The organism is Kribbella sp. NBC_01245, from assembly GCF_036226525.1.
In the GTDB taxonomy this organism is placed as follows: Bacteria; Actinomycetota; Actinomycetes; order Propionibacteriales; family Kribbellaceae; genus Kribbella.
Genome location: NZ_CP108487.1, coordinates 5599089 through 5620260, shown reverse-complemented (window position 1 = coordinate 5620260; position 21172 = coordinate 5599089). Strand labels below are relative to the sequence as shown.

Annotated in this window: 15 protein-coding genes; 7 read left to right on the top strand and 8 right to left on the bottom strand. The window is 67.0% G+C overall.

The annotated features are described in order from the left end of the window. Positions 1-2: 2 nt before the first annotated feature. From OG394_RS25485 to OG394_RS25470, 4 genes are read right to left on the bottom strand one after another with little or no spacing between them, the layout of a single operon-like run. Positions 3-1577: an acyl-CoA carboxylase subunit beta gene (locus OG394_RS25485; protein WP_328989592.1), complete on the bottom strand. Its 1575-nt coding sequence runs from the start codon at positions 1575-1577 to the stop codon at positions 3-5. Beyond that, positions 1574-2689: an acyl-CoA dehydrogenase family protein gene (locus tag OG394_RS25480; protein WP_328989591.1), complete on the bottom strand. Its 1116-nt coding sequence runs from the start codon at positions 2687-2689 to the stop codon at positions 1574-1576. Before OG394_RS25480 ends, OG394_RS25485 begins: the two co-directional genes overlap by 4 nt. Further along, a complete protein-coding gene (locus tag OG394_RS25475; protein WP_328989590.1) occupies positions 2686-4368 on the bottom strand; it encodes an acyclic terpene utilization AtuA family protein in 1683 nt (560 codons plus the stop codon). Before OG394_RS25475 ends, OG394_RS25480 begins: the two co-directional genes overlap by 4 nt. Next, on the bottom strand, positions 4361-5203 hold the full coding sequence (locus tag OG394_RS25470; protein WP_328989589.1) for a TIGR03084 family metal-binding protein: 843 nt from the start codon (positions 5201-5203) through the stop codon (positions 4361-4363). The genes OG394_RS25475 and OG394_RS25470 overlap by 8 nt, the downstream gene beginning before the upstream one ends. Before the next feature lie 621 nt (positions 5204-5824). On the opposite strand from OG394_RS25470, the gene OG394_RS25465 reads away from it, so the two are divergent. Together OG394_RS25465 and OG394_RS25460 are read left to right on the top strand one after the other, a co-directional pair. After that, positions 5825-6565, top strand: coding sequence for a GntR family transcriptional regulator (locus OG394_RS25465; RefSeq protein ID WP_328989588.1), 741 nt, complete (start codon positions 5825-5827; stop codon positions 6563-6565). A gap of 164 nt (positions 6566-6729) precedes the next feature. Then, positions 6730-10077 carry a glycoside hydrolase domain-containing protein gene (locus tag OG394_RS25460; RefSeq protein WP_328989587.1) on the top strand — a complete coding sequence of 1116 codons (3348 nt, stop codon included), beginning with the start codon at positions 6730-6732 and terminating at the stop codon, positions 10075-10077. Here the strand turns inward: OG394_RS25460 and OG394_RS25455 are convergent. Further along, positions 10070-11215 carry an ROK family transcriptional regulator gene (locus tag OG394_RS25455; RefSeq protein WP_328989586.1) on the bottom strand — a complete coding sequence of 382 codons (1146 nt, stop codon included), beginning with the start codon at positions 11213-11215 and terminating at the stop codon, positions 10070-10072. The two genes, OG394_RS25460 and OG394_RS25455, sit on opposite strands and share 8 nt — an antisense overlap. Before the next feature lie 90 nt (positions 11216-11305). On the opposite strand from OG394_RS25455, the gene OG394_RS25450 reads away from it, so the two are divergent. From OG394_RS25450 to OG394_RS25440, 3 genes are read left to right on the top strand one after another with little or no spacing between them, the layout of a single operon-like run. Continuing rightward, positions 11306-12592 (top strand): extracellular solute-binding protein, encoded by a 1287-nt coding sequence (locus tag OG394_RS25450; protein WP_328989585.1) that lies wholly within the window; start codon positions 11306-11308, stop codon positions 12590-12592. After that, on the top strand, positions 12589-13467 hold the full coding sequence (locus tag OG394_RS25445) for a carbohydrate ABC transporter permease (protein WP_328989584.1): 879 nt from the start codon (positions 12589-12591) through the stop codon (positions 13465-13467). Before OG394_RS25450 ends, OG394_RS25445 begins: the two co-directional genes overlap by 4 nt. Positions 13468-13505: 38 nt before the next feature. Further along, entirely contained in the window at positions 13506-14300 is a 795-nt protein-coding gene (locus OG394_RS25440) for a carbohydrate ABC transporter permease (protein WP_328989583.1), read from the top strand. A gap of 74 nt (positions 14301-14374) precedes the next feature. Here the strand turns inward: OG394_RS25440 and OG394_RS25435 are convergent, their stop codons facing one another. Continuing rightward, positions 14375-15199: an LLM class flavin-dependent oxidoreductase gene (locus OG394_RS25435; RefSeq protein ID WP_328989582.1), complete on the bottom strand. Its 825-nt coding sequence runs from the start codon at positions 15197-15199 to the stop codon at positions 14375-14377. 172 nt (positions 15200-15371) lie between these two features. Here OG394_RS25435 and OG394_RS25430 point away from each other — a divergent pair, with 172 nt between their 5' ends. Further along, complete coding sequence (locus tag OG394_RS25430) at positions 15372-16451, top strand: N-acetylglucosamine kinase (RefSeq protein ID WP_328989581.1); 1080 nt, start codon at positions 15372-15374, stop codon at positions 16449-16451. Further along, positions 16448-17782: a hypothetical protein gene (locus OG394_RS25425; protein ID WP_328989580.1), complete on the top strand. Its 1335-nt coding sequence runs from the start codon at positions 16448-16450 to the stop codon at positions 17780-17782. The genes OG394_RS25430 and OG394_RS25425 overlap by 4 nt, the downstream gene beginning before the upstream one ends. Before the next feature lie 391 nt (positions 17783-18173). Here the strand turns inward: OG394_RS25425 and OG394_RS25420 are convergent, their stop codons facing one another. Next, the gene (locus tag OG394_RS25420) at positions 18174-20237 is read right to left on the bottom strand and encodes a YhgE/Pip domain-containing protein (protein WP_328989579.1); all 2064 of its coding nucleotides are present in this window, start codon (positions 20235-20237) and stop codon (positions 18174-18176) included. Continuing rightward, on the bottom strand, positions 20234-21127 hold the full coding sequence (locus tag OG394_RS25415; RefSeq protein WP_328989578.1) for a hypothetical protein: 894 nt from the start codon (positions 21125-21127) through the stop codon (positions 20234-20236). The genes OG394_RS25420 and OG394_RS25415 overlap by 4 nt, the downstream gene beginning before the upstream one ends. Positions 21128-21172: the final 45 nt, after the last annotated feature.

The window sequence follows — 21172 nt, the reverse complement described above, 5'->3', positions numbered from 1 at the left end:
CCTCACATCCGGAAGACGCCGAAGTTGGCGCCGTCGAATCGGGTTCCCTCGACCGGAGCCGAATGGATGGCGGACAGGCACAACCCGAGCACGGTCCGGGTGTCGCGCGGATCGATCACCCCGTCGTCGTACAGCCGGCCGGACAGGAACATCGGCAGCGATTCCGCCTCGATCTGGCCTTCCACATAGGCCCGCATGGCGGCATCACCGTCTTCGTCGTACGGCTGGTTCTTCGCGGCCGCGGCGGCGCGGGCGACGATCGAGAGCACCCCCGCGAGCTGCTGCGGACCCATCACGGCCGATTTCGCGGACGGCCAGGCGAACAGGAAACGCGGGTCGAACGCACGCCCGCACATGCCGTAATGCCCCGCGCCGTACGACGCGCCCATCAGGATCGAGATGTGCGGGACCTTCGAGTTCGAGACGGCGTTGATCATCTGGGCGCCGTGCTTGATGATGCCGCCCTGTTCGTACTCCTGGCCGACCATGTAGCCGGTGGTGTTGTGCAGGAAGATCAACGGCGTGTTCGCCTGGTTGGCCAACTGGATGAACTGCGCCGCCTTCTGCGCCTCCGCGCTGAACAACACGCCACGCGTATTCGCGAGGATGCCGACGGGATAACCGTGCAGCGAGGCCCAACCGGTCGCGAGACTCGAGCCATAGAGCGGCTTGAACTCGTCAAACGACGAACCGTCCACCACCCGGGCGATCACGTCTCGCGGGTCGAACGGGATCTTGAGATCACCCGGCACGATCCCGAGCAACTCGTCGGCATCGAACAACGGCTCGTCGTACGACGCTGCCGGTGCCGGGCCGAGCTTCTTCCAGTTCAGCCGCGAGACGATCTGCCGGCCGAGGCGGATCGCGTCCACCTCGTCAACGGCCAGGTAGTCGGCCAGACCCGACGTCCGTGCGTGCATCGAGCCGCCGCCGAGTGACTCGTCATCCGCGTCCTCGCCCGTCGCCATCTTCACCAGCGGCGGTCCGGCGAGGAAGACCTTCGCGCCACCGTCGACCATCACGACGTGATCGCTCATGCCGGGGATGTACGCGCCACCGGCCGTCGAGTTGCCGAAGACCAGCGCGATCGTCGGAATGCCCTCCGCGGACAACCGGGTCAGGTTGCGGAACATCGCACCGCCCGGGATGAAGATCTCCTTCTGCGTAGGCAGATCCGCGCCACCCGATTCGACCAGACTGATGACGGGAAGCCGGTTCTGCCGGGCGATCTCGTCGGCGCGCAACGCCTTGCGCAGCGTCCACGGATTGCTCGCACCGCCCTTGACCGTTGGATCGTTCGCCGTGATCAGGCACTCGACACCCTCGACGACGCCGATCCCCGTCACCAGCGAGGCGCCGACGGTGAAGTCCGAACCCCAGCCGGCCAACGGCGACAACTCCAGAAAAGGCGAATCCGGATCCAGCAACAGCTCGATCCGCTCGCGGGCCAGGAGCTTCCCACGCCGGTGATGCCGCTCGACGTACTTCTCGCCACCCCCGGCGAGCGCCTTCGCATGCTCGACCTCGAGCGCGTCCAGCTTCTCGAGCATCGCGGTTCGGTTCTCAAGCGCGGTCATGCGGTGTACCCCAGTCGTTTGGCGGCTAGGCCGGTCATGATCTCGGTGGTCCCGCCGCCGATGGCGAGGATCTTCTGGTCGCGGTACTGCCGTTCGACCTCGGCCTCGCGCATGTACCCGAGGCCGCCGTGCAGTTGCAACGCCTGGTCGGTGACCCATTGACCGGCCTCGACCGCGGTGTTCTTCGCGAAACAGACTTGGGCGATGACGTCCTCACCCGCCTGCGCACGACGTACGACGTCGTGCACGTAGACGCGGGCCACGTCGATCCGCCGGGCCATCTCGGTCAGCGTGTGCTGCACGGTCTGGCGCGAGATCAACGGCCGGCCGAACGTCTCCCGCATTCGGCACCACTCGACGGTCAGGTCGAGCGCGCGCTGCGCACCGGCGTACGCCTGCACGGCCAAGGTGAGGCGCTCGCTGACGAAGTTGAGCGCGAGCTGGACGAATCCGCTGCCTTCGGCGCCGACCAGGTTCGCCACCGGCACCCGGCAGTCCGTGAACGACAGCTCGGCCGTGTCCGAGCACAACCAGCCCATCTTCTCCAGCTTGCGCGATACGGCGAACCCGGGCGTATCCCGCTCGATCACCAGCAGGCTTATCCCGTGTGCGCCAGGCCCGCCGGTCCGCACGGCCGTGGTGACGAAGTCCGCGCGACAACCCGAAGTGATGTACGTCTTCGCGCCGTTCACGAGGTAGTGATCGCCATCGCGCACGGCCGTCGTCCGGATCGACGCGACATCGGAACCGCCGTCGGGCTCGGTGATGGCCAGTGCACCGATCAACTCGCCTGCCAGGGTTGGTTCCACCCAGCGGTCGATCTGGTCCTGGTTGCCTGCCGCAACGATGTGCGGGAGGGCGATACCGCAGGTCAGCAACGACGCGACCAGGCCGCCCGAACCGCCCGCATAATGCATCTCCTCGACCACCGCGACGGCATCCGCGAGCTCCCCCTCGAAACCTACTCCGAGTAGGCCGAGTGCGCCCGCCTTCTTATGGACCTCGCGCGGTAGCTCGCCCGCGCGCTCCCACTCATCGAGGTGCGGCAACACCTCGGCGGCCATGAAGCGTCGTACGGTCTCGCGCAACGCCTTCCGCTCATCGGTGCTCACGGCAACAACACCTCCGGTACGTCGACGAGGCGCGCGCGCAACCACTCGCCGAGTGCCTTCGCCTGCGGGTCGAACCGGGCCTGCGAGGCAACGCCTTCGCCGAGAATGCCGGTGATGACGAAGTTGACGGCCCACAGATTCGGCAGCACGTGCCGGGTGACGGTCAACTCGCTTGCCTCGGGCAACAAGGCCTTCAGTCTTTCGGTCGTGAGGTAGTGCGCCAGCCAGCGCCAGGCCGTCGCGTCACGGACCCAGACGCCGACGTTCGCATCGCCACCCTTGTCCCCGCTCCGCGCACCCGCGATCGTGCCGAGCGGCACGCGGCGAACCATCGTCGACGGCAACGGCTCGGGCAGCTCGGGCTCGGCGACGGACGTCAGCTCGCGAGTTTCGGTCGACGGCTCGATCCTTTTGTGGGTCCCGTCGGCGAGGACGACCGTGTGCTCGACCAGTCCGGCCTCGACGTACCCGGCGGTGAAAACGCCGTACGGCGCGGCGTCGCCGGGTGGTGCCGTCAGGTGGAAGCCCGGGTAGCTCGCCAGCGCCAACTCGACGGCCTGGTTGGAGAACGCGCGGCCGACGACCTTCGGATCCGGATCCTTCACCGCGCAGCGCAGTACGGCACTCGCCTGCTCCTCGGTCGAAGCGTCCGGCTGCTCGGTCCGGGCAAAGGTCCACGTCACATCGGTTGCCTTCGGCACCAGTTGGTTCTGGACCAGGGCCGCCTTTGCGTCGAGGTCGAGGCCGGTCAGCACGAACGCGACTTCGTTGCGGAAACCGCCAACTGTGTTGAGCGATACCTTGTACGTCGGAGGTGGCGGCTCGCCGCGTACGCCGGAGATGCGGACGCGATCGGGGCCGTCGGCAACCACCTCGGCGGTATCGAGACGGGCGGTCACGTCGGGGCTGGCATAGCGCGCGCCGGTGATCTCGTACAGGAGTTGGGCCTTGACGGTATCGACCGTGACAGCGCCACCCGTACCGTCGTGTTTGGTGATGACGCTGCTGCCGTCCGCGTGGATCTCCGCGATCGGGAAGCCGGGGTGAGTGAGGTCGGGTAGTTCGGTGAAGAAGGCGAAGTTGCCGCCGGTGGCCTGGCAGCCGCATTCGATGACGTGACCGGCGACGACCGCACCCGCGAGGGTGTCGAAGTCGTCGCGCTTCCAGCCGTGATGGGCGGCGGCTGGTCCGACTATCACCGAGGCGTCGGTTACGCGGCCGGTGACTACGACGTCCGCGCCGGATTTCAGGGCGTCGGCGATGCCCCAGGCGCCTAGGTAGGCGTTGGCGGTGAGTGGTTGGCCTAGGCCGAGCTCGGCGGCACGCGGCAGGAGGTCGTCGCCGTCGACGTACGCGATCTTCGGGTTTAGGCCGAGGCGATCGGCTAGGGCGTGGATGGCTTCGGCGAGGCCGGATGGGTTGAGGCCGCCGGCGTTGCTTACGAGTTTTACTCCGCGGTCGAGTGCTAGACCTAGGCCTGTTTCTAGTTGTTTGAGGTAGGTCTTGGCGTAGCCGAGCGACGGGTCCTTGAGGCGGTCGCGGCCGAGGATCAGCATTGTGAGCTCGGCCAGGTAGTCGCCGGTGAGGACGTCTAGTGGGCCGTCGGTGAGCATCTCTTCTACGGCGCTGAAACGGTCACCGTAGAAGCCGGACGCGTTGCCGATCCTGAGCTCAGCCATTCTCAGCCTTGGGATCAGCCTCGGAGCCAGCCTTCGGGCCAGCTGTGGGGTCGGCTTTGGGGCGGCGGCCGGGGCCCGGGACGCCGGCGAAGGCCTGGATGATGTCGAGCCAGGCGTGCGCGTCGGCGCCGACGGCCTCGACATCGGTGTCGTCGCGATGGCGGCGCTGAGTCGCCAGCAGGCAGAAGTCGAGCGCCGTCCCGGTCACGCGTTGGGTCGCGTCCTCCGGACCCCAGGACCAGATCGTCCGATCGGGCGCTACGAGTTCGACGCGGAATTCGGTGGTCGGGGGTTTGCGGTTGTTCAAGAGGTGAGCGAAGTCGCGGGTGCGCACGGCCAGGTGGGCCACGTGCCGCAGGCGCTCGCTTGGCGTGCGGTGGACCTCAAGAGCCTCGAACACGTCTTGCCCATGAGCCCACGTCTCCATGATCCGCGCCGTCGCCATCGAGGTCGGACTCATCGGCGGCCCGAACCACGCCACCTTGTCGCCCGGCGGGACCGCGCGGAGTGCCTTCGTGAGCTCATCCCGACCTTCGCGCCAGACGAGGAGCAGCTCGGCCGGAGGCAAAACCGCGCCCTCCGCTGCCCCTTCGTCGACGAATCCGCTGGGGTTGTCCAGCGCCGTTTGGAGTTGCCGGGCGAACGCCTCGGGATCCGTCGCCGCCAGTACCGACGCCTGATCGGTCCACGCGAGATGCGCGATCTGATGCGCCACCGTCCACCCTTCGGCAGGCGTCGCCCTCGACCAGTCGGCAGCGGGCAACGCCGCGACCAGCCGATCCAACTCAGCACTCTCGGCGGCAAGATCATCCAGCACGACATCCAGCTCAACCACCCAGCGCCTCCCAATCTCGCTCGTCCCGCCGAGCCTCGCACGCCCCCGAAAAAGAATCAAGCGCGCTTGTTTTCTTTTTCCCAAGCAATCCGGCCCTCCCCCACGCCCACCGCCCTCACGCCGCCGCCACAAACCGCGCGCCCCGCCCACCGCCGCACGGCGTCGCCACGAACCTTCCGCCCGTCCGCCGCCGTCCTTTCCGTTCATCGGGCGCCTTCCCTTTGCATTCATTCGTCGGAATCCGCCCTCAGCCGCCGCCTGCCCGTGCGGGTCAGCTGAGCTGGGAGGGCGGATTCCGACGAATGAATGCAAAGGGAAGGCGCCCGGCGGACTCACGCATGGCTTGGTCAGGAGGTGCACGTCGGAACGTCGAGAGAGGGCGCGCTACTGGTGGTCACAAGGGACCGCTGAACGGCGACACGCCTGGTAACTAGGGCCGGATGACACGCCGGGGTCCGGTCACAAGGGACCGATGAATGCCGACACGCCGGGTCACAAGGGCCCGATGAACGGAAAGGGGGCGGGCGAACGGAAAGGGGGCGGGTGGCTGTCGCGGGGGGGCGGGATTGGATGGTGGTCGAAGGGGTTTTGGGGGTGGGGGTTGGGGTGTAGGGAGAGGGGATGCGTAGTTCGTTGCCGGGGAAGGCTGCTGAGATCCGGGCCTTGTTGCTGAACTTGATCGACTCGTTGCCCGAAGGCGTCGCGTTGCCGGCCGAGCGGGAGCTGGCGGCCCGGTGGAACGTGGCGCGGATGACCTTGCGGCGCGCCGTCGACGAGTTGGTGATCGAGGAGTTGCTGGTGCGTCGGCATGGCAGTGGTACGTACACCGCTCGCCCGAAGGTCGCGAAGTGGCTCGGCATGATGTCGTTCTCCGAGGACATCCGCCGCCGGGGGATGCGGCCGGGGACAAAGACGCTGGAGTTCCGCCGGGTCCGGGCCGAGCGAGCGGTCGCGCGCCGGTTGCGGATTGCCGTCGGCGATCAGGTCGTCACGTTCACCCGGCTGCGGTTGGCCGACGATCTGCCGATGGTGGTTGAGCGTACGGCTTTGCCCGGTAGTTACGTGCCCGGGATCGAGGCGGTGGACCTCAACGGTTCCCTGTACGAATTGCTCGGTGATCGCTACAGGATCGAGCTCGTCAGCGGTACGTCCAAGCTCGAACCGACGATGCCCGACGCCAAGACCGCCGACTGGCTGGACATCCCGACCACTCAGCCCTGCCTGGCCTCGTACGGCGTGAGCTTCGACCGCCGCGAGCGCGTCTTCGAATGCACCACCGCCGTCTACCGCGGCGACCGCTACGCCTTCACCGCCGAACTCCGCATGACCCCCACCCCCGGAGCGGACCCAACCAGCCCCTGACACGACAGAGCGGCCTAGTCCGTCTACATCGAAAGGCTAGAACCCACCCCACCTCCCGAACACGATGGCCAGATAGGCCAGTCCTCCGGAGGGGAGATGTCGTGAAAGTCGCGCGGAGAGTCGGTGCGGTGCTGCCGGCCGTGGTGATCGCATCCATCTTGACCATGTCGATTCAAACCACGTCGGCCCAACCTGCCGCGGCGGCCTTGCCGACGCCGACGGGGATTTGGACCGAGTCGGCGTACACGAGTGTGTTTCAGGACTCGCATCCGTCTGCCGAGGCGGGTTCGACCCTGCGTCTCGACACCGCACGCAACGAGTACGAGGGCGGCCAGATCGTCCTTCGCCGCAACGAGGCGACCACGATCAGCGGAGTGACCTTCTCGGAGCTGCGAAGTGCGACCGGCACGATCAGCCCGGGCAACCTCGAGTACAAGTTCGTCAAACACGTCGATCTCAACGCGAACTCGGTCTTCGGCGGCAATCAACCCGTCTACCCGGTGATCCGGAAGGCGCCCGCCAAGTTCCCCGACACCCTGTCGAACGAGCTGACCACCACCGTTCCCGCGCGGACGACGCAGCCGATCTGGATCCGCGCGTTCGTACCGCCGACGACCCCCGGCGGCCTCTACCAGGGCACCGCCACAGTCAGTACGACGCAGGGCGACACAGTGGTGCCGGTCGAGATCGACGTCCGCGCCGTGACGTTGCCTGAGGCAAGTAATGGCAGCTACACGAACGTCATGTGGAACCTCTTCGGCGGCGAGATCAACGCCGACCAGGAGCAGCCGGACACGATCAAGCAGTTCTACGGTCACGACAAGTACAGCCCGCAATGGTGGGCGCTGCTCGACAACGTGACCAAGGAATGGAAGGCGCACCGCACCAACAACCTGACCGTGCCAGTACTGCGCCTGCTGCTCGACGCGGGCAGTCGCCGGAACGCGGACGGCACGTACCACTTCAACTGGAGCCGGTTGGACCAGTTGGTCGACTTCGTCCTCGCTCGTGGCGGGATCAAGCGGATCGAGGGTTTCTGGCTGGCCGGCGGCCCGGGCTATTGGACCAAGTGGGACGTCGGCAGGCTCGGCTCCGACGGCAAGCTGGCCTGGAGCCCGTGGGACGACGGCGAGACCGACAACTGGCTGCGGCAGTTCGTGCCCGCACTGAAGAACCACGTTGCCGCCAAGGGCTGGACCGACAAGTGGTGGATGCACGTCGGCGATGAGCCGCAGGGGGACCACGGCAAGGTCGGCTGGGAGGGCGTCGCGAAGAAGGTCCGCGCGCACTGGCCGGACGTCAAGATCGGTGACGCGATGTTCCACGACCCCTGGGCGAGCGCGCTGGCGCCGCAGACCGACATCATGATCCCGAACCTGATGAACTACAGCCAGCGCCCGACCGCCTGGGACCAGGCCCTTGCTCCAGGCAAGGAGCTCTGGATCTACAACTGCAACATCCCGACCCACAATTTCCTCAACCGCTTCATCGACCAGCCGCAATGGCACCAACGCCAGACCGCCTGGTTCGCCTATTCCCGCGGCGCGACAGGCTATCTGCACTGGGCCTTCAACAACTGGCGCTTCAAGCTCGACTCTCAGGAGGTCAAGGGCGACGGCTACATCGTCCTGCCCGACGCCGACCCCGCCCGGAACACCCTCCAGACCACCGTCCGTTACGAGTCCCTGCGCGACGGCATCGAGGACTACGAGGTCCTGAACCTGCTGGGCAAAACCGATCCCGCCTTGGCGAAGAACCTCGCCGCCGGACTCGTTCCACTCGGCGACAAGTACACGCCCGACACCAACTACATCCAGCGAGTACGGCGCTACGTACTCGACGCCGCCGAGGGCCGAGCCATCACGGACGTGGCCCGTACGGCGACCGCGACGGCCTCGAGTGGCGTGGCGCAGAACGCGATCGACGGTGAGGCGTCGACCAACTGGCAGCCGGACGGCGCGGGCACGTTGCAGCTCGACCTCGGCCGGCAGACCCAGGTCGACGTACTCAAACTGACCTGGTCGAACCCGGCGGCGGTCAAGCTCTCCATCTCGTACGACGCGGCCAAGTGGACCGTCGTCCCGGCGAGCGCGCGGGCGTCCGCGCTGAACGTGAAGACGCGATACCTCAAGCTCGAGACAACTGGAGGTCTGGCCAGTGTCGAGGTCAACGGCGCCGCGCTGGCGAGGACGAACGTTGCCGGAGGCAAGATCGTCAAGACCCCCGCAGCGCCGGTCTATCCCGACAGCTCGGGGATCGAGTCGACCGACGGCGTGCTCGCGGACGCCTATGGCGATGGCCTTACGCATGGTTATGCCGGGCCGAAGGATGGCAAGGCGCATACGGTCGAGTTGACGATCGACCTGAGTTCGGTCAAGCAGGTGGATACCGCGAAACTCCATGCCTACGAGGAATACCCGAGCTATCGGCCTGACCAGGTGCAGGTGCTGACGAGTGTGGACGGCCAGCGTTTCGTGCAACGGGCCTCACGTCGTACGGCGGATGGCGCGGCGAACGTCTGGTACGACCTGCGGTTCGGGTCTGTGCCTGCGCGATTCGTGAAAGTGGCGCTGACCAAGACCTATACCGAGAAGGCGAACGTGATGTTCGTCGGCGAGATCGAGGTCTACGAGACGGACCAGCAGGCAGCGAACCTGGCCTGGGGCCGGACGTATACGAAGACGGCGACCCACCTCGATCCCGCGTACGCCGATGCGGGTGGCGAGTCGACCGACGGCAAGGGCGCGGGCGGTTACACGGACGGCCTGGGCTACGGGTACCACCTACCGGTCGGCACCCACCTTAAGGATGTGACGATCGACCTCGGCTCGACGCGAAACGTGTCTCGCGCCAGGGCGGCGGCGTTCTCGGACGGCGTACACGACTATGCGCCCGACAAAGTCCAAGTCATTGCCAATGGCAACGTTGTGGCCGAGTCGATCGTACACGTGGATGGCTGGTACGACCTGACCTTCCCGGCAGTCGAGACCCGCAACCTCACGCTTCGGTTCACCAAGACGCATGGCTACTTCGCGGACTACCTGTTCCTGGACGAGATCGAGGCCTACGGTTCGTCCGAACGGGTCATCCCCGCGTCGTACACCTCGTCGGCGCCGAAGGACCCGCCGTACCAGGACACCGGGTCGGAGTCGACGGACGGGATCCTGGCCGGGCACTACACCGACGGCCTGTCGTACGCGTACCAGTTCACGCCGGGTACGACCGGGACCGCGACGGTCGACCTGGACCTCGGCGTGGTCAAACCGATCAGCCGCGTCGCCGTGCGGGAGTACCTGGACGGCGTGCACAACTATCGGCCGGACCAGGTGGTCGTCCTGACCAGCACGAACGGGACCGACTTCACCGAGCTGGCACGGATGTCGGCGCCGACCGCACGATGGTTCGACCTGGCGTTCAGTCAAACCGAAGCCAGGTATGTGCAGGTGCGGATGACGAAGACGTGGGGCAGCTATGCCGAGTACATCTTCGTGGACGAGATCAACGTCAGCTGACGTTCTGCACGCGGCCGAGCAATTGCCCGGCCGCGTGGTCCACGGCGGTCGCGATGGCGCCGGCCAGACTCGCCCGTTCGCCGAGTGCGGAGCGGACGACGGCCGGCGCCACCGGCAGGTCCGCCGCGAGCTCCGCCACCCGGGCGACGAGATAGTCGTTGTCGCCGATACCGCCACTGAGAATGACGGTTTCGGGATCGACGACGGCGCAGATCGAGGCGACGATCTCGCCGATCCGGCGGCACTCGTCCTCGACCAGGGACAACGCGGGTTGCTCACCGCGCCTCGCCTGCTCAAAGAGATCGGCCACATCCTTGGCCGAGCTCGTGAGCGCTTGCGCCTCCCGCAACAGCGCGGCGCCACCCGCCTCGTCGGCCGAGTCGTGAGGCCCGCGTCGATCCGCATGGCCCGTCGGCAGGAACGCGACTTCCCCGGCAGCGCCGTGCGCCCCGCGCAGCAGGCGGCCGTTGTGCATGATGCCGGCGCCGACGCCCGTGCCGATGGCGATCACCGCGAACGTCTCCGCGGTCCGGCCGGCGCCGTGCCGGTGCTCGCCGATGGCCGCCAGGTTGACGTTGTTCTCCAGCAGCACCGGGCCGTCGATCGACTCGGACAACTGGGAGTAGAAGTCGTATGGCTGTTGCTGGCCGACGTTCCACGCGTACCGGACCATCGGGTCGTGCCGGTTGACCACGCCCGGGATGGCCACGCCCGCGGCGAGTAGCGGTACGCCGGTTCGCTTGGCCTTTGCCCTGGTCTCGGCCAAGAGCTCGACGGCCTGACGCACCACGCTCGCGGCGCCGCGAGCACGGGTGGCCCGGCGCATCTCGGCCAACGGCGTACCGCTGAGATCGCAGACGGCGGCGCGCAGGTTGGTACCACCGATGTCGACGCCGGCCACGCAACCAGCTGCGGGCGGAACGCCGTACAGCGTGGCCGTTCTTCCCGGTAGACCGCTCCGTTGCGCGAGGGGCGCGGCCAGGCCGAGGGCCTCGAGTCGCTCGATCGCGCCGAAGACGGTCGGGCGGGAAAGCTCGCAGGCCACGGACAGCTCGGAGCGCGTTCGCGGCTCGGTCTGGCTGAGCAGGCTGCGCAGCACGACCTCGGCACTGGGTGTGCCCGCGACAGCTCTATTCACCGCATCTCCTTGACTCGCCTCGGCTGAGCTGATGATACTTCCCGTAAGTTAGGCAGGCTGCTTAACAATTAACTGAACTCGGAGTGCCTCATGAACGATGTCTTCTCCCGCCGGACAGCGTTGCGCACCGCCGGTGGTCTCGGTCTGGCCGCCGTGCTGGCGGGCTGTGGCAAGAGCGCCCAGACAGGCGACCAGGGCAGCGGCAAGGGCGAGATCCGGGTCCTGTTCATGAAACAGGCCGGTTATCCCGAGGCCGATATCACCAAAATGACCGCCGCGTTCCAGACCGCGAACCCGGACATCAAGGTGCTACCCGAGTTCGTCGCGTACGAGGCGCTGCACGACAAGATCGTCGCCGCGGCCCCGGCCGGGACGTACGACGTGGTGCTGATCGACGTGATCTGGCCGGCCGAGTTCGGTGGCAAGCGGATGGTGTCGGACGTGACCTCGCAATGGCCGGCCGAGTGGAAGAGCGGCATGCTCGCGGGCGCGATCGCGACGGCGGAGTACGAGAAGAAGCTGTACGGCGTGCCGTGGATCCTCGACACCAAATACCTCTTCTACAACGACGCCCACCTCAAGATTGCGAAGGTCGATCCGGGTGAGCTGGACACGTGGGACGGCGTGCTCGCGGCGGCACGCAAGCTCCGTTCCGCCGGGGTGACGAAGTACCCGTTGATGTGGTCGTGGCAGCAGGCGGAAGCCCTGGTCTGCGACTACACCCAGCTGCTCGGCGCGATGGGCGGCAAGTTCCTGGACGACTCGGGCCGGGCCGCGTTCAACACCGGTGGTGGCGTGCAGGCGCTGGAGTTCATGCGTCAGACCATCGTGGACGGTCTGACCAATCCAAGCTCGACGCAGTCGCTCGAGGAGGACGTACGCAAGATCTTCTCCGCCGGGCAGGCCAGCGCGGTGCTCAACTGGACGTACATGTACGGCGCGGCCAATGACCCGAAGCAGAGCAAGATCGCGGGCAAGGTCAAGGTGGTGCAGACGCCGTCCGGTTCGGCGGGTCGTCCGGGCGTGAACGGGAGCATGGCGTTGTGCGTGACTGCCGGGAGCAAAAACCAGGCTGCCGCGTTCAAGTACATCTCGTATCTGACCAGCCGGGAGGTGCAGAACCAGTTTGCCGTGAGTTCGCTGCCGGTGTGGAAGAGGTCGTACGACGACGCGGTGGTGATGAAGACCAACCCGGCGGTGGTGGCTGCCGCGGAGAAGCAGTTGGATGACCTGATTCTCCGGCCGCAGGTGAAGGCGTACAACGCGATCTCGCAGGCATTGCAGGCCGAATTGCAGAACGCGTTGCTCGGGCGGAAGCCGGCGCAGAAGGCTCTGGATGACGCTGCCACCAAGGCGAACGGCCTGCTGCAGTCGTGAGTTCACTTCGTGCCCGGGGTGAGGGCAGGTTGGCGTTGCTGTTGTTGCTTCCGGCAACGGTGGTCGTCTTCGGGGTGGTGATCTACCCGGTCATCCGGACGTTGCTGATCTCGCTGTTCGACGTGGACAGTCCGATGCCGGGGTCATACCCGTTCGTCGGGCTGGCCAACTACACCAAGGCCTTCGCCGATCCGTCGTTCTACCCGGTGCTCGGTCATACGGCGTACTTCACGCTGGTCTCGACGCTGGCCGAACTGGTACTCGGCATGGGCGTGGCGCTGCTGCTGAACGCGCCGCTGCGGTTCAAGTGGTTGTGGCGAAGCCTGGTCGTCCTTCCGTGGGCACTGCCCACAATCGTGAACGGTGCTCTCTGGCGCTGGATCTACAACGGCCAGTACGGCGTCCTGAACGCGCTGCTCGGGACCGATACGCAATGGCTCGGCTCGCCGTTCCTGGCGTTGAACGCGGTCATCGTCGCGGACGTCTGGAAGAACACCTCGATCGTCGCGTTCTTCCTGCTGGCCGGGCTGCAGACCATCCCGGTGTCGGTCCGCGAGGCAGCGCTGATGGACGGCGCGAGCGCCTGGCGTACCTTCTGGTCGATCGTCGTACCGCTTCTAAAACCAACTCTCGCTGTCGTATTGGTACTTCGCACGATCGAAGCGTTCAAGGTCTTCGACATCATCTACGTGATGACGGGCGGCGGCCCGGCCTCGGGCACGCAGACGGTCGCGTTCTATACATATTTGCAGGCGTTCTCGAACCAGCTCTTCGGGTACGGCGCCGCGCTGGCCTACCTGATCGTCATCGCCGTCGGTGCGCTCGCGATGGTCTACCTCAGGCTGCTCCGGCAGAACCAGATGGCGGGTGTGTGATGCGTCCGAGCCGCAGGTACTTCGTTTTCATGTACGCCATGGCAGGCCTGCTCGCCGTGGTGGTGCTGGCGCCGCTCGCGTGGCTGGCGATCTCGAGCATCTCCGCGCCTTCCGATCTCGTCGAGGTCCATTGGTTTCCGTCGGACCCGACGCTGTCGCGCTATCGCGAGCTCTTCTCGTCGCCCGCGTCCGACGGCTTCCGCGTCTCGATGCTGAACAGCCTGGTGGTGGCGAGCGCGACCACGGTCATCTCGCTGGTCGTCGGATCGCTGGGCGGATACGCCTTTGCGCGATTGCGGTTCCGGATGCGCCGTACGACGTTGTTCGCGTTCTTGGCGATCTATATGTTGCCGCCGATCGCGCTGGTCATTCCGCTCTACCTGGCGATGGCCAATCTCGGATTGCTCGACACCAAGCTCGGCTTGATCATCACGTACTGCTCGATCGTCACGCCGTTCTGCCTTTGGACGATGAGCAACTTCTACCTCACCCTGCCGGCCGAGTTGGAAGACGCCGCCCGCGTCGACGGCTGCTCGCGCCTCGGTGCCCTCTTCCGCGTCGTCCTGCCCTTGGCCCGCCCCGGCCTGGTCGCCACCGCGATGTTCGGCTTCCTGCTCGCGTGGGACGAGTTCCTCTACGCGTTGATCTTCACGTCCACCGGCACCGCCAAGACCATCCCCGTGGCGATCGCCGAATTCACCGGCAAGTTCTCCTCCGACTTCGGCCTCATCGCCGCCGGCGGCGTCCTCGCCACCCTCCCCCCAGTCCTCCTCACCCTCCTCCTCCAACGCCACCTCCTAACCGGCCTAACCTCCGGCTCCACCACCACCTAGGCTTTTTGTTCATCGGACCCTTGTGACGCGGCGTGTCGTCGTTCATCGGGCCCTTGTGACCAGGTCGTTTTGGATCAGCGGTAGTCGGGCAAGGTGGGGAGGACTTGGTCGAAGACGACGCGTTCTTCCGGCTTGGGCGTGTAGCAGACGATTTCGTCGAAGCCGATCGCGGCGTACGTCTCGACCATTTCGCGGAAGGCGTCGACGCTGGCCCAGGGCGTGATGGCGCCATACGCGAGCAGGATGCGCCGAAGGGGTCTGCCGCTGCGGTTGAGGCGTTCGAGGCGTTTGACCGAGGCGGCGCGGAACTCGTCCTCCGGCGCGGCTCCCGGGAAGGTCGTCCAGCCGTCCGCATGAGCCGCGACGACGTCGAGCGCGCGGGGTGCGTTGGCCGCGACGATCAGCGGGATGCGCTTCTGCACGGGACCGGGCGTCATCGAGGCTTGTTCGTAGGCGTAGTACTCGCCGTCGTGGTCGCTGGTATCACCCGACAACAGCCGATCGGTGATCTGGACGAACTCGGCCAGCCGGGCCGCGCGTTCCTTCGGCTCCCACATCGGCACCCCGGCCATCCCGTGATCGGTCGGCCACACCCCCGAGCCGATGCCCAGGTCGAACCGCCCACCCGAGACGTGATCGATCGAGATGGCCTGCTTCGCGAGGACGGTCGGTCGGCGGAAGACCACGTTCGCGATCAGCAGGCCGATCCGGATTCGGCTGGTGGTCGCCGCCCAGGCCGCCATCAGGGTCGGGCCGTCGAGCACTGGTATGGCCGGATCGCGTGGATTGCGCATGTTGTCGCCGGTCCACAGGCCGTCGAACCCGGCCTCCTCCGCCAGCGCGGCCCACTCCGAGGCCTGCTGCCAGTTACCCGGATTCACCTTCAGCCCGAACTTCATCCCGCTCCCTCATTCCCCTCGGACGTCCCCAACGCGCCCACCCTGCCATTTGGCAGGGTGAATCCGGCGGGTGGTCTATGCGGTTTGCTTGAACTGACGGGCCTGAAGGACGACAGTTGGGCCATCGGGGAAACTGGTACAGACCGGATCTTGTCTGAGGAGGCCGTATGACGTGCACCGAACTTCCGGGCAGCCCCGGGCTCTCGTCGCGATGGAAGACTTCGGCGGCATGACCACCCCTGTTCGGGCGATCGCGATCGACGGCGGCCAGTCCGGTCTGCGCCTGCGAGTGCTCCCCGACGGCCGCACCGGAACGGGCCCGGGCCACGTCCACAGCCGCGAAAGCGTCGCCGCCACCTTTCACGCCGTACGACGCGCCGCCATCGAGGCAGGCGTCATCGGCCCTGACGTCGTTGGTTTGGGCGTTGCCGATTCGGGCCTCGACGGGTCGGACGTCGCCGGGTCGGGCCGCGTTGGTTCGGATCTCGTCGGGCCGGGTGTTGCCGGTTTGCCGGTGGACGTTGTTTGCCTCGGTCTGACCAGCTATCCGGCCGACCCGGCCGACGTGCGCGCCCTCGCCGCCGACGTGGCCGAACTCCTGAACGCCGCCGAGGTGCGGATGTGCGTCGACATGGTGACGGCTCATGCGGGCGCGTTGCCCGACGGGTACGGCGTGGTGATTGCCGCAGGCACCGGTTCGGTCTGCCTGGCGGTGGATCGCGACGGTTCTTGGCATCGCGTCGACGGGCACGGCTACCTGTTCGGTGATGCCGGTAGCGCTTTCGCGATCGGCCGCGCCGGGCTCACCGCCGTACAGCGTGCTCGTGATGGACGTGGACCCGAAACCAAGCTCGCGGGTCTGGCCGTCGAACCCCTCACGTACTACCCGTCGCCGACGGTCGTGGACGACGTGGCGCGGTTCGCTCCCGTCGTACTGCAGGTCGCTGCCGATGGTGATGCCGTTGCCCAGGGCATCGTTCTGCAAGCCGCATCGGATCTCGCGGAAACGCTTGCTGCAGGCATCAATTCACTGAGCGGTTCCGGAACAGTCCCAGTCGCCTGTGTGGGTGGAGTTTTCCAGGCTGGTGAGCAGCTGCTCGAGCCACTACGGCAACGCCTGCCTGCTCGGGCGGAACTGCGCCCGGCCGCCGGAACGCCACTGGACGGCGCGACCCGGCTGGCGACCGAACCACTCGGCCCGTACGCCGGGCTGGTCACCGTGTATCGCCCGCAACGAGGAGTGCGCAAGTGACCTTGTTGCTCGGAGCAACTTCTCTGGACGTGACGCCGCCGCCGGGTCACCGCTTGGACGGCTATGCCGCGCGCACTTCGCCTGCCGTCGGCACGGCCGATCCGCTCTGCGTCACGATGATCTGGCTGAGCACCGAGGACGACCCCGGCGTACTTTGGCTCAGCCTCGACGCCATCGCCGCCGGTACGGCGCTCACCGCCGAGCTCGCGGCCGCGGCATCCGTCGCGACCGGCATCCCGGCCGACCGGGTACTGGTCTGCGCCTCGCACACCCACTCCGGCCCGTCCGGCTGGTCGGGCGCGATCCACCCGGTCATCCCGGCCGATCGCGAACCGTCGTTGTACAAGCCCTTGATCGCGGCCGTCGAGTCCGCCTCCCTCCCGCGCCGCCCGGTGACCGCGTCCTGGCACTCGGCCGATATCGCCGGCGTCGGCACCAACCGCTACCGCGCGAACGGCCCGCACGACAACACCGCCGGCGCCCTCGCCCTACGCCGGTACGACGGAACCCTGGCCGCCGTACTCCTCGACTACGCCTGCCACCCCACCACCTACGGCCCCGAAAACCTCCTCTACTCCCCCGACTTCCCCGCCACCACCCGCACCGCCCTCAAAACCCTCACCCCGCCACCGACCGGGCCATCGGTGTCGGGTTTCTCCGGGGAGGGCCCGGTGGTGAGTCCTTCGGGCGAGGGTCCGGTGGTCGGGTATTTGCAGGGCGCGGCGGGTGACGTCAGCCCGCGCTTCACCCGTCAAGGCCGCGACGCCGCCGAGGTCCGCCGCCTCGGTGGCCTACTCGCCGCCCCGATCATCGCGTCCCTCGCCGAAGACGGCCTCGCCGTACCGGCCGAAGCCCCGCGCATCCGCCGTACGACGGTCCGCCTCCCCGTCCGTGCCCTCCCGCCCACCGAGGAAATCGCCGCCACGATCGAAGCCGCCGGCCAAGCCGTGTCGCACCACTGCGCCGCCGGTGCCGAAGCGCCCGCCGCCCGAATCGCCCAAACCCGCCTCGACGGCGCCCGCGGCCAATCCGCCATGCGCAATGCGGGCCTACCCGAGGCCTACGACCTCCCCGTAAGCGTCGTAACCCTCGGCAACATCGCCTGGATCCACCTCCCAGTAGAACCATTCGCCACCCACGGCCTACACCTCCAAGCCGAAAGCCCGTACCCCATCACCCGCGTAGTCGGCTACACCGACGGCTACTTCGGCTACCTGGTAGACCCGGCCGCCCACACCGCCGGCACCTACGAAGCCCTAATCAGCTTCTTCGACCCACCAACCACCACCCACCTCCTAACCACCACCCTCACCCTCCTAACCCCCCACTAGCCGGACACGCCAATTTCCGTTCATCGGACCCTTGTGACGCGGCGTGTCGCGCATCATCGGTCCCTTGTGACCAAGCCCCGGCGTGTCATCGGACGCTTGTGACGCGGTGTGTCGCGGTTCGTCGGACTCTTCTGACCAACTGCAGGGCCTCGTCGGTGCGATGATCGCCTGCACCTTCCCCTTGCATTCATTCGTCGGAATCCGCCCTCTCAACTTCAGCGGACCGCACGAGCAGGCGGCGGCTGAGGGTGGATTCCGACGAATGAATGCAAGGTGCGGCAGGCGGTCGCCTTTGGTCACAAGGGTCCGATGATGCGCGACACGCCGCGTCACAAGGGCCCGATGAACGGGATACCGACACGCCGGCGCGGTGTGCGGTGGGGTGTGCGGGTTAGAGGGCTAGTTCGGGTTGGAGTTTTTTGGCGGGCCAGACTCGTTGGTGGCGGGCGGCGAGGGTGGAGGCGAAGAGGGCGGCCAGGCCCCAGGCGGCTAGGACGGTTAGGTCTAGGCCGAGGGATGGGCCGGGGCCGCCGTACATGAGGTGGCGTACGCCGTCGATGGCGTAGCTCATCGGGAGGGCGTGGTGGAAGAAGTAGAGCGGCGCCGGGATCGTCTGCCAGGGGAACGTCCCGCCGGCGCTGACCAACTGGACCACCATCAACACCAGCCCAAGGAACTTGCCGACCGCGCCGAACCACGCCGACAACGCGTGCAGGATTGCCACGAACACCACCGACGTCAGAATCAGGAACGCCACGGTCAGCCATGGATGGACCGCGTTGATGCCGAGGCCGATACTGACCGCCGTGAAGACCAAGGCGGCCTGCAGCGCGCCGAAGATTGCCGGGGGCAACCAACCACCAAGGGCGACGCGGAACGACGACTGGCTGGCTGCGAGGGCGCGTGGGGAGAGCGGACGGACCAGCAGGAAAAGGACGTACGCCCCGATCCAGCAGGCCAGGCAGAGGAAGAACGGCGCGAGGCCGGCGCCATAGCTGTCAGCCGTCGCGTCGGACGTGTTCTGCAGAGCGACCGGTGCGCCGAGAGTCTCCGCGATGGCTTTCCGCGCCTCGGGCGACGGGTCCGGGATTTGCTTGGCGCCGTTGACCAGGCCGGTTTCGAGCTGGGTGGCACCGGTGACGAGTTTGGCGATACCGCTGTTCAGCGAGGTGGCGCCGCTCGCGAGCTGAGTCTGACCGGTGACGGCCTTCTGCTCGCCCGCAGAGAGTTGGGAGGCGCCGGACTGGAGCGTTCCGAGGCCGGTCTGCAGTTGCTTGGCCCCGGTGTTGAGTTTGGTGGCGCCGGTGGCGGCCGAGCCGATGCCCTGGGTGAGGGCGGGCATGCCGTTCGCCAGGGTGGCGGCGCCGTTGGAGACCTGGCGTGAGCCGACGGCGAGCTGGCTGAGCTGCTGCGAGGTCGACTGGATCTTCGTATTGGCGGAGATGACCGGGGCGCGCAGTTTCGAGGTTTCGATCAGCACCATCTTGACCTGCTGGTCGGTGAAACCACGGGCGCGGAGCCGGGCCGCCAGGTTGGCGTCGAGGGTCGAGAGGTCCCGCAGCAACGTGGACGAGGCGGTCGCAACTTCCTTGCCCACGGTGGCGATCCGTTCGTTGCCGTCGGCAACTTGGTCCGCGCCGTTGGCGAGTTTGCGGGTCTGCGTCGGCAGCGGAGCGGTCTTCGCCTTGAGCGTGTTCAGGCCGGAGCTGAGTTGGCCCGCGCCGATCGCGAGATCGCCCGCGCCCTTCGCGGCCTGAGTAGCGCCGGTGTCGAGTTTTGCTGCGCCCGCGGCCAGTTGTTCCTGGGCGGTCTTGAGCTGGCCGGCTCCGGACTGGAGTTGCGTGGCACCCGTGGCGGCCTGAGTCAGACCGGTCTTGACTTGGGCGGCGCCGCTGGCGGCCTGCGTGACCTGGCCGTGGATCGTGCTGAACCCGGCGAGCAGCTTGCTGGCCGCGGTCGAACTGACCTCGGCCGCGACCGATTTGGTGACCTCGGCAACGACCTGGTTCGCGATCGTGTGGGCCAGATAGTTGTTCGCGTCGTTCGTGGCCAGCTCGATCGTCGCGCGCCGCGGCTGGAATTCCGCGCTCGAAGCGAGATCTGCCGAGAACGTCTTCGGCAGGATCAGGGCGAACGCATATTTGCCGTCGGCAACACCAGCGGCCGCCTCGGCGCGATCGACCTTGTGCCAGCCGAAACTGCGCGACGCGAGTAGCTCGTCACTAACTCGCGGTCCGACGGTCAGCTTCTCGCCGGTGGATAGCGTCGTGCCCTCGTCCTCCACGACTAGCGCGGTCGGGACCTGGTCCAGACGGCCGTACGGGTCGTGGTTGGCGTAGAGGTACAGACCGCCGTACAGCATCGGCACGGAGAGCAACGCGATCACCGCCAGTTTCGGCAACCGCCCAGCGGTGAGCCGCCGCAGCTCGCTCAGCGCCATCCGGATCGCGGTCATACCTGCTCCTTCTCGCCGGACGTGCCGGTCTTCACTTTGTCGTCATCCTCTGCGGGCGTCGTGTCGGACTCTTCGACGGTCTCAACCGGCGCCGTTTGCTCGATGGTCACCGCGGAGGCGGACGCGGACGCCGAGGCATCTTCGACCTCGGCATCGACCTCAGCTTCGATCTCGGCTTCAGATTCCTCGACCGGGTCCGCCTCGTCCGGCGTCTCCTCAATCGGAGCGACGGGCTCCACGGCCGCAGCGGGTGCGACCTGCGCAGGCGGAGGCGGATCCAGCGAACCCAACCGCGCCGCCGGCACATCCAGAATCCGTACGGACGACTCCGAGCACGTGATCACCACGCCATACCCGCGCGCCGCCAAGTCTCGCCCCACCTCATACCAGTGATGCGGATCCCCACCCAACCGATCCGGCAGCGTCAAAATCACCACCTGTACGTCGTTCCGCGCGACCGTCAACTCAGCCAGCAACCGCGTTCGCACATCCACCGGCAAATGCTCGAACCGCATCTCGCCAAAATCCGTCGCATCGTTCGCCTCGAGCCACTCCCGCACCGCGCGACGCCCGGCCTTCCGCCCCGCGATGGCCAGCTCCTCGCCGATCACCGTACGCACCGGCAGCGCGTCATCCGGCTCAGTGATTCCGGGCGTATCGACCACCGCGACCCGCCGACGCAGCGCGGCCATATCGGCTATGCCGTCCAGCTGTACGCCGCCACCGTCGACGCGCAGCCGACCCGACAACCCGAGCGACGCCGCCGTATGACTCGCACCCGGATCACCCGCCAGCAGCACCAACTGGTGATCGGCCACGGAGACGGACGTCGGCGCCAGCATCGGGGCATGCGGGCCCTTGACGCTGATCGCGTGCGCGCTGAGCTGCATCTATAACCCCATCCGATACGGATATGAACTCAATACGTTTGTGTA

Bases quoted from the DNA above. Each gene is read 5' to 3' on its own strand.
- OG394_RS25485 (WP_328989592.1), bottom strand. From the start codon at position 1,577: ATGACCGCGCTTGAGAACCGAACCGCGATGCTCGAGAAGCTGGACGCG.
- OG394_RS25475 (WP_328989590.1), bottom strand. From the start codon at position 4,368: ATGGCTGAGCTCAGGATCGGCAACGCGTCCGGCTTCTACGGTGACCGT.
- OG394_RS25465 (WP_328989588.1), top strand. From the start codon at position 5,825: ATGCGTAGTTCGTTGCCGGGGAAGGCTGCTGAGATCCGGGCCTTGTTG.
- OG394_RS25460 (WP_328989587.1), top strand. From the start codon at position 6,730: ATGTCGATTCAAACCACGTCGGCCCAACCTGCCGCGGCGGCCTTGCCG.
- OG394_RS25450 (WP_328989585.1), top strand. From the start codon at position 11,306: ATGAACGATGTCTTCTCCCGCCGGACAGCGTTGCGCACCGCCGGTGGT.
- OG394_RS25440 (WP_328989583.1), top strand. From the start codon at position 13,506: ATGGCAGGCCTGCTCGCCGTGGTGGTGCTGGCGCCGCTCGCGTGGCTG.
- OG394_RS25435 (WP_328989582.1), bottom strand. From the start codon at position 15,199: ATGAAGTTCGGGCTGAAGGTGAATCCGGGTAACTGGCAGCAGGCCTCG.
- OG394_RS25420 (WP_328989579.1), bottom strand. From the start codon at position 20,237: ATGACCGCGATCCGGATGGCGCTGAGCGAGCTGCGGCGGCTCACCGCT.
- OG394_RS25415 (WP_328989578.1), bottom strand. From the start codon at position 21,127: ATGCAGCTCAGCGCGCACGCGATCAGCGTCAAGGGCCCGCATGCCCCG.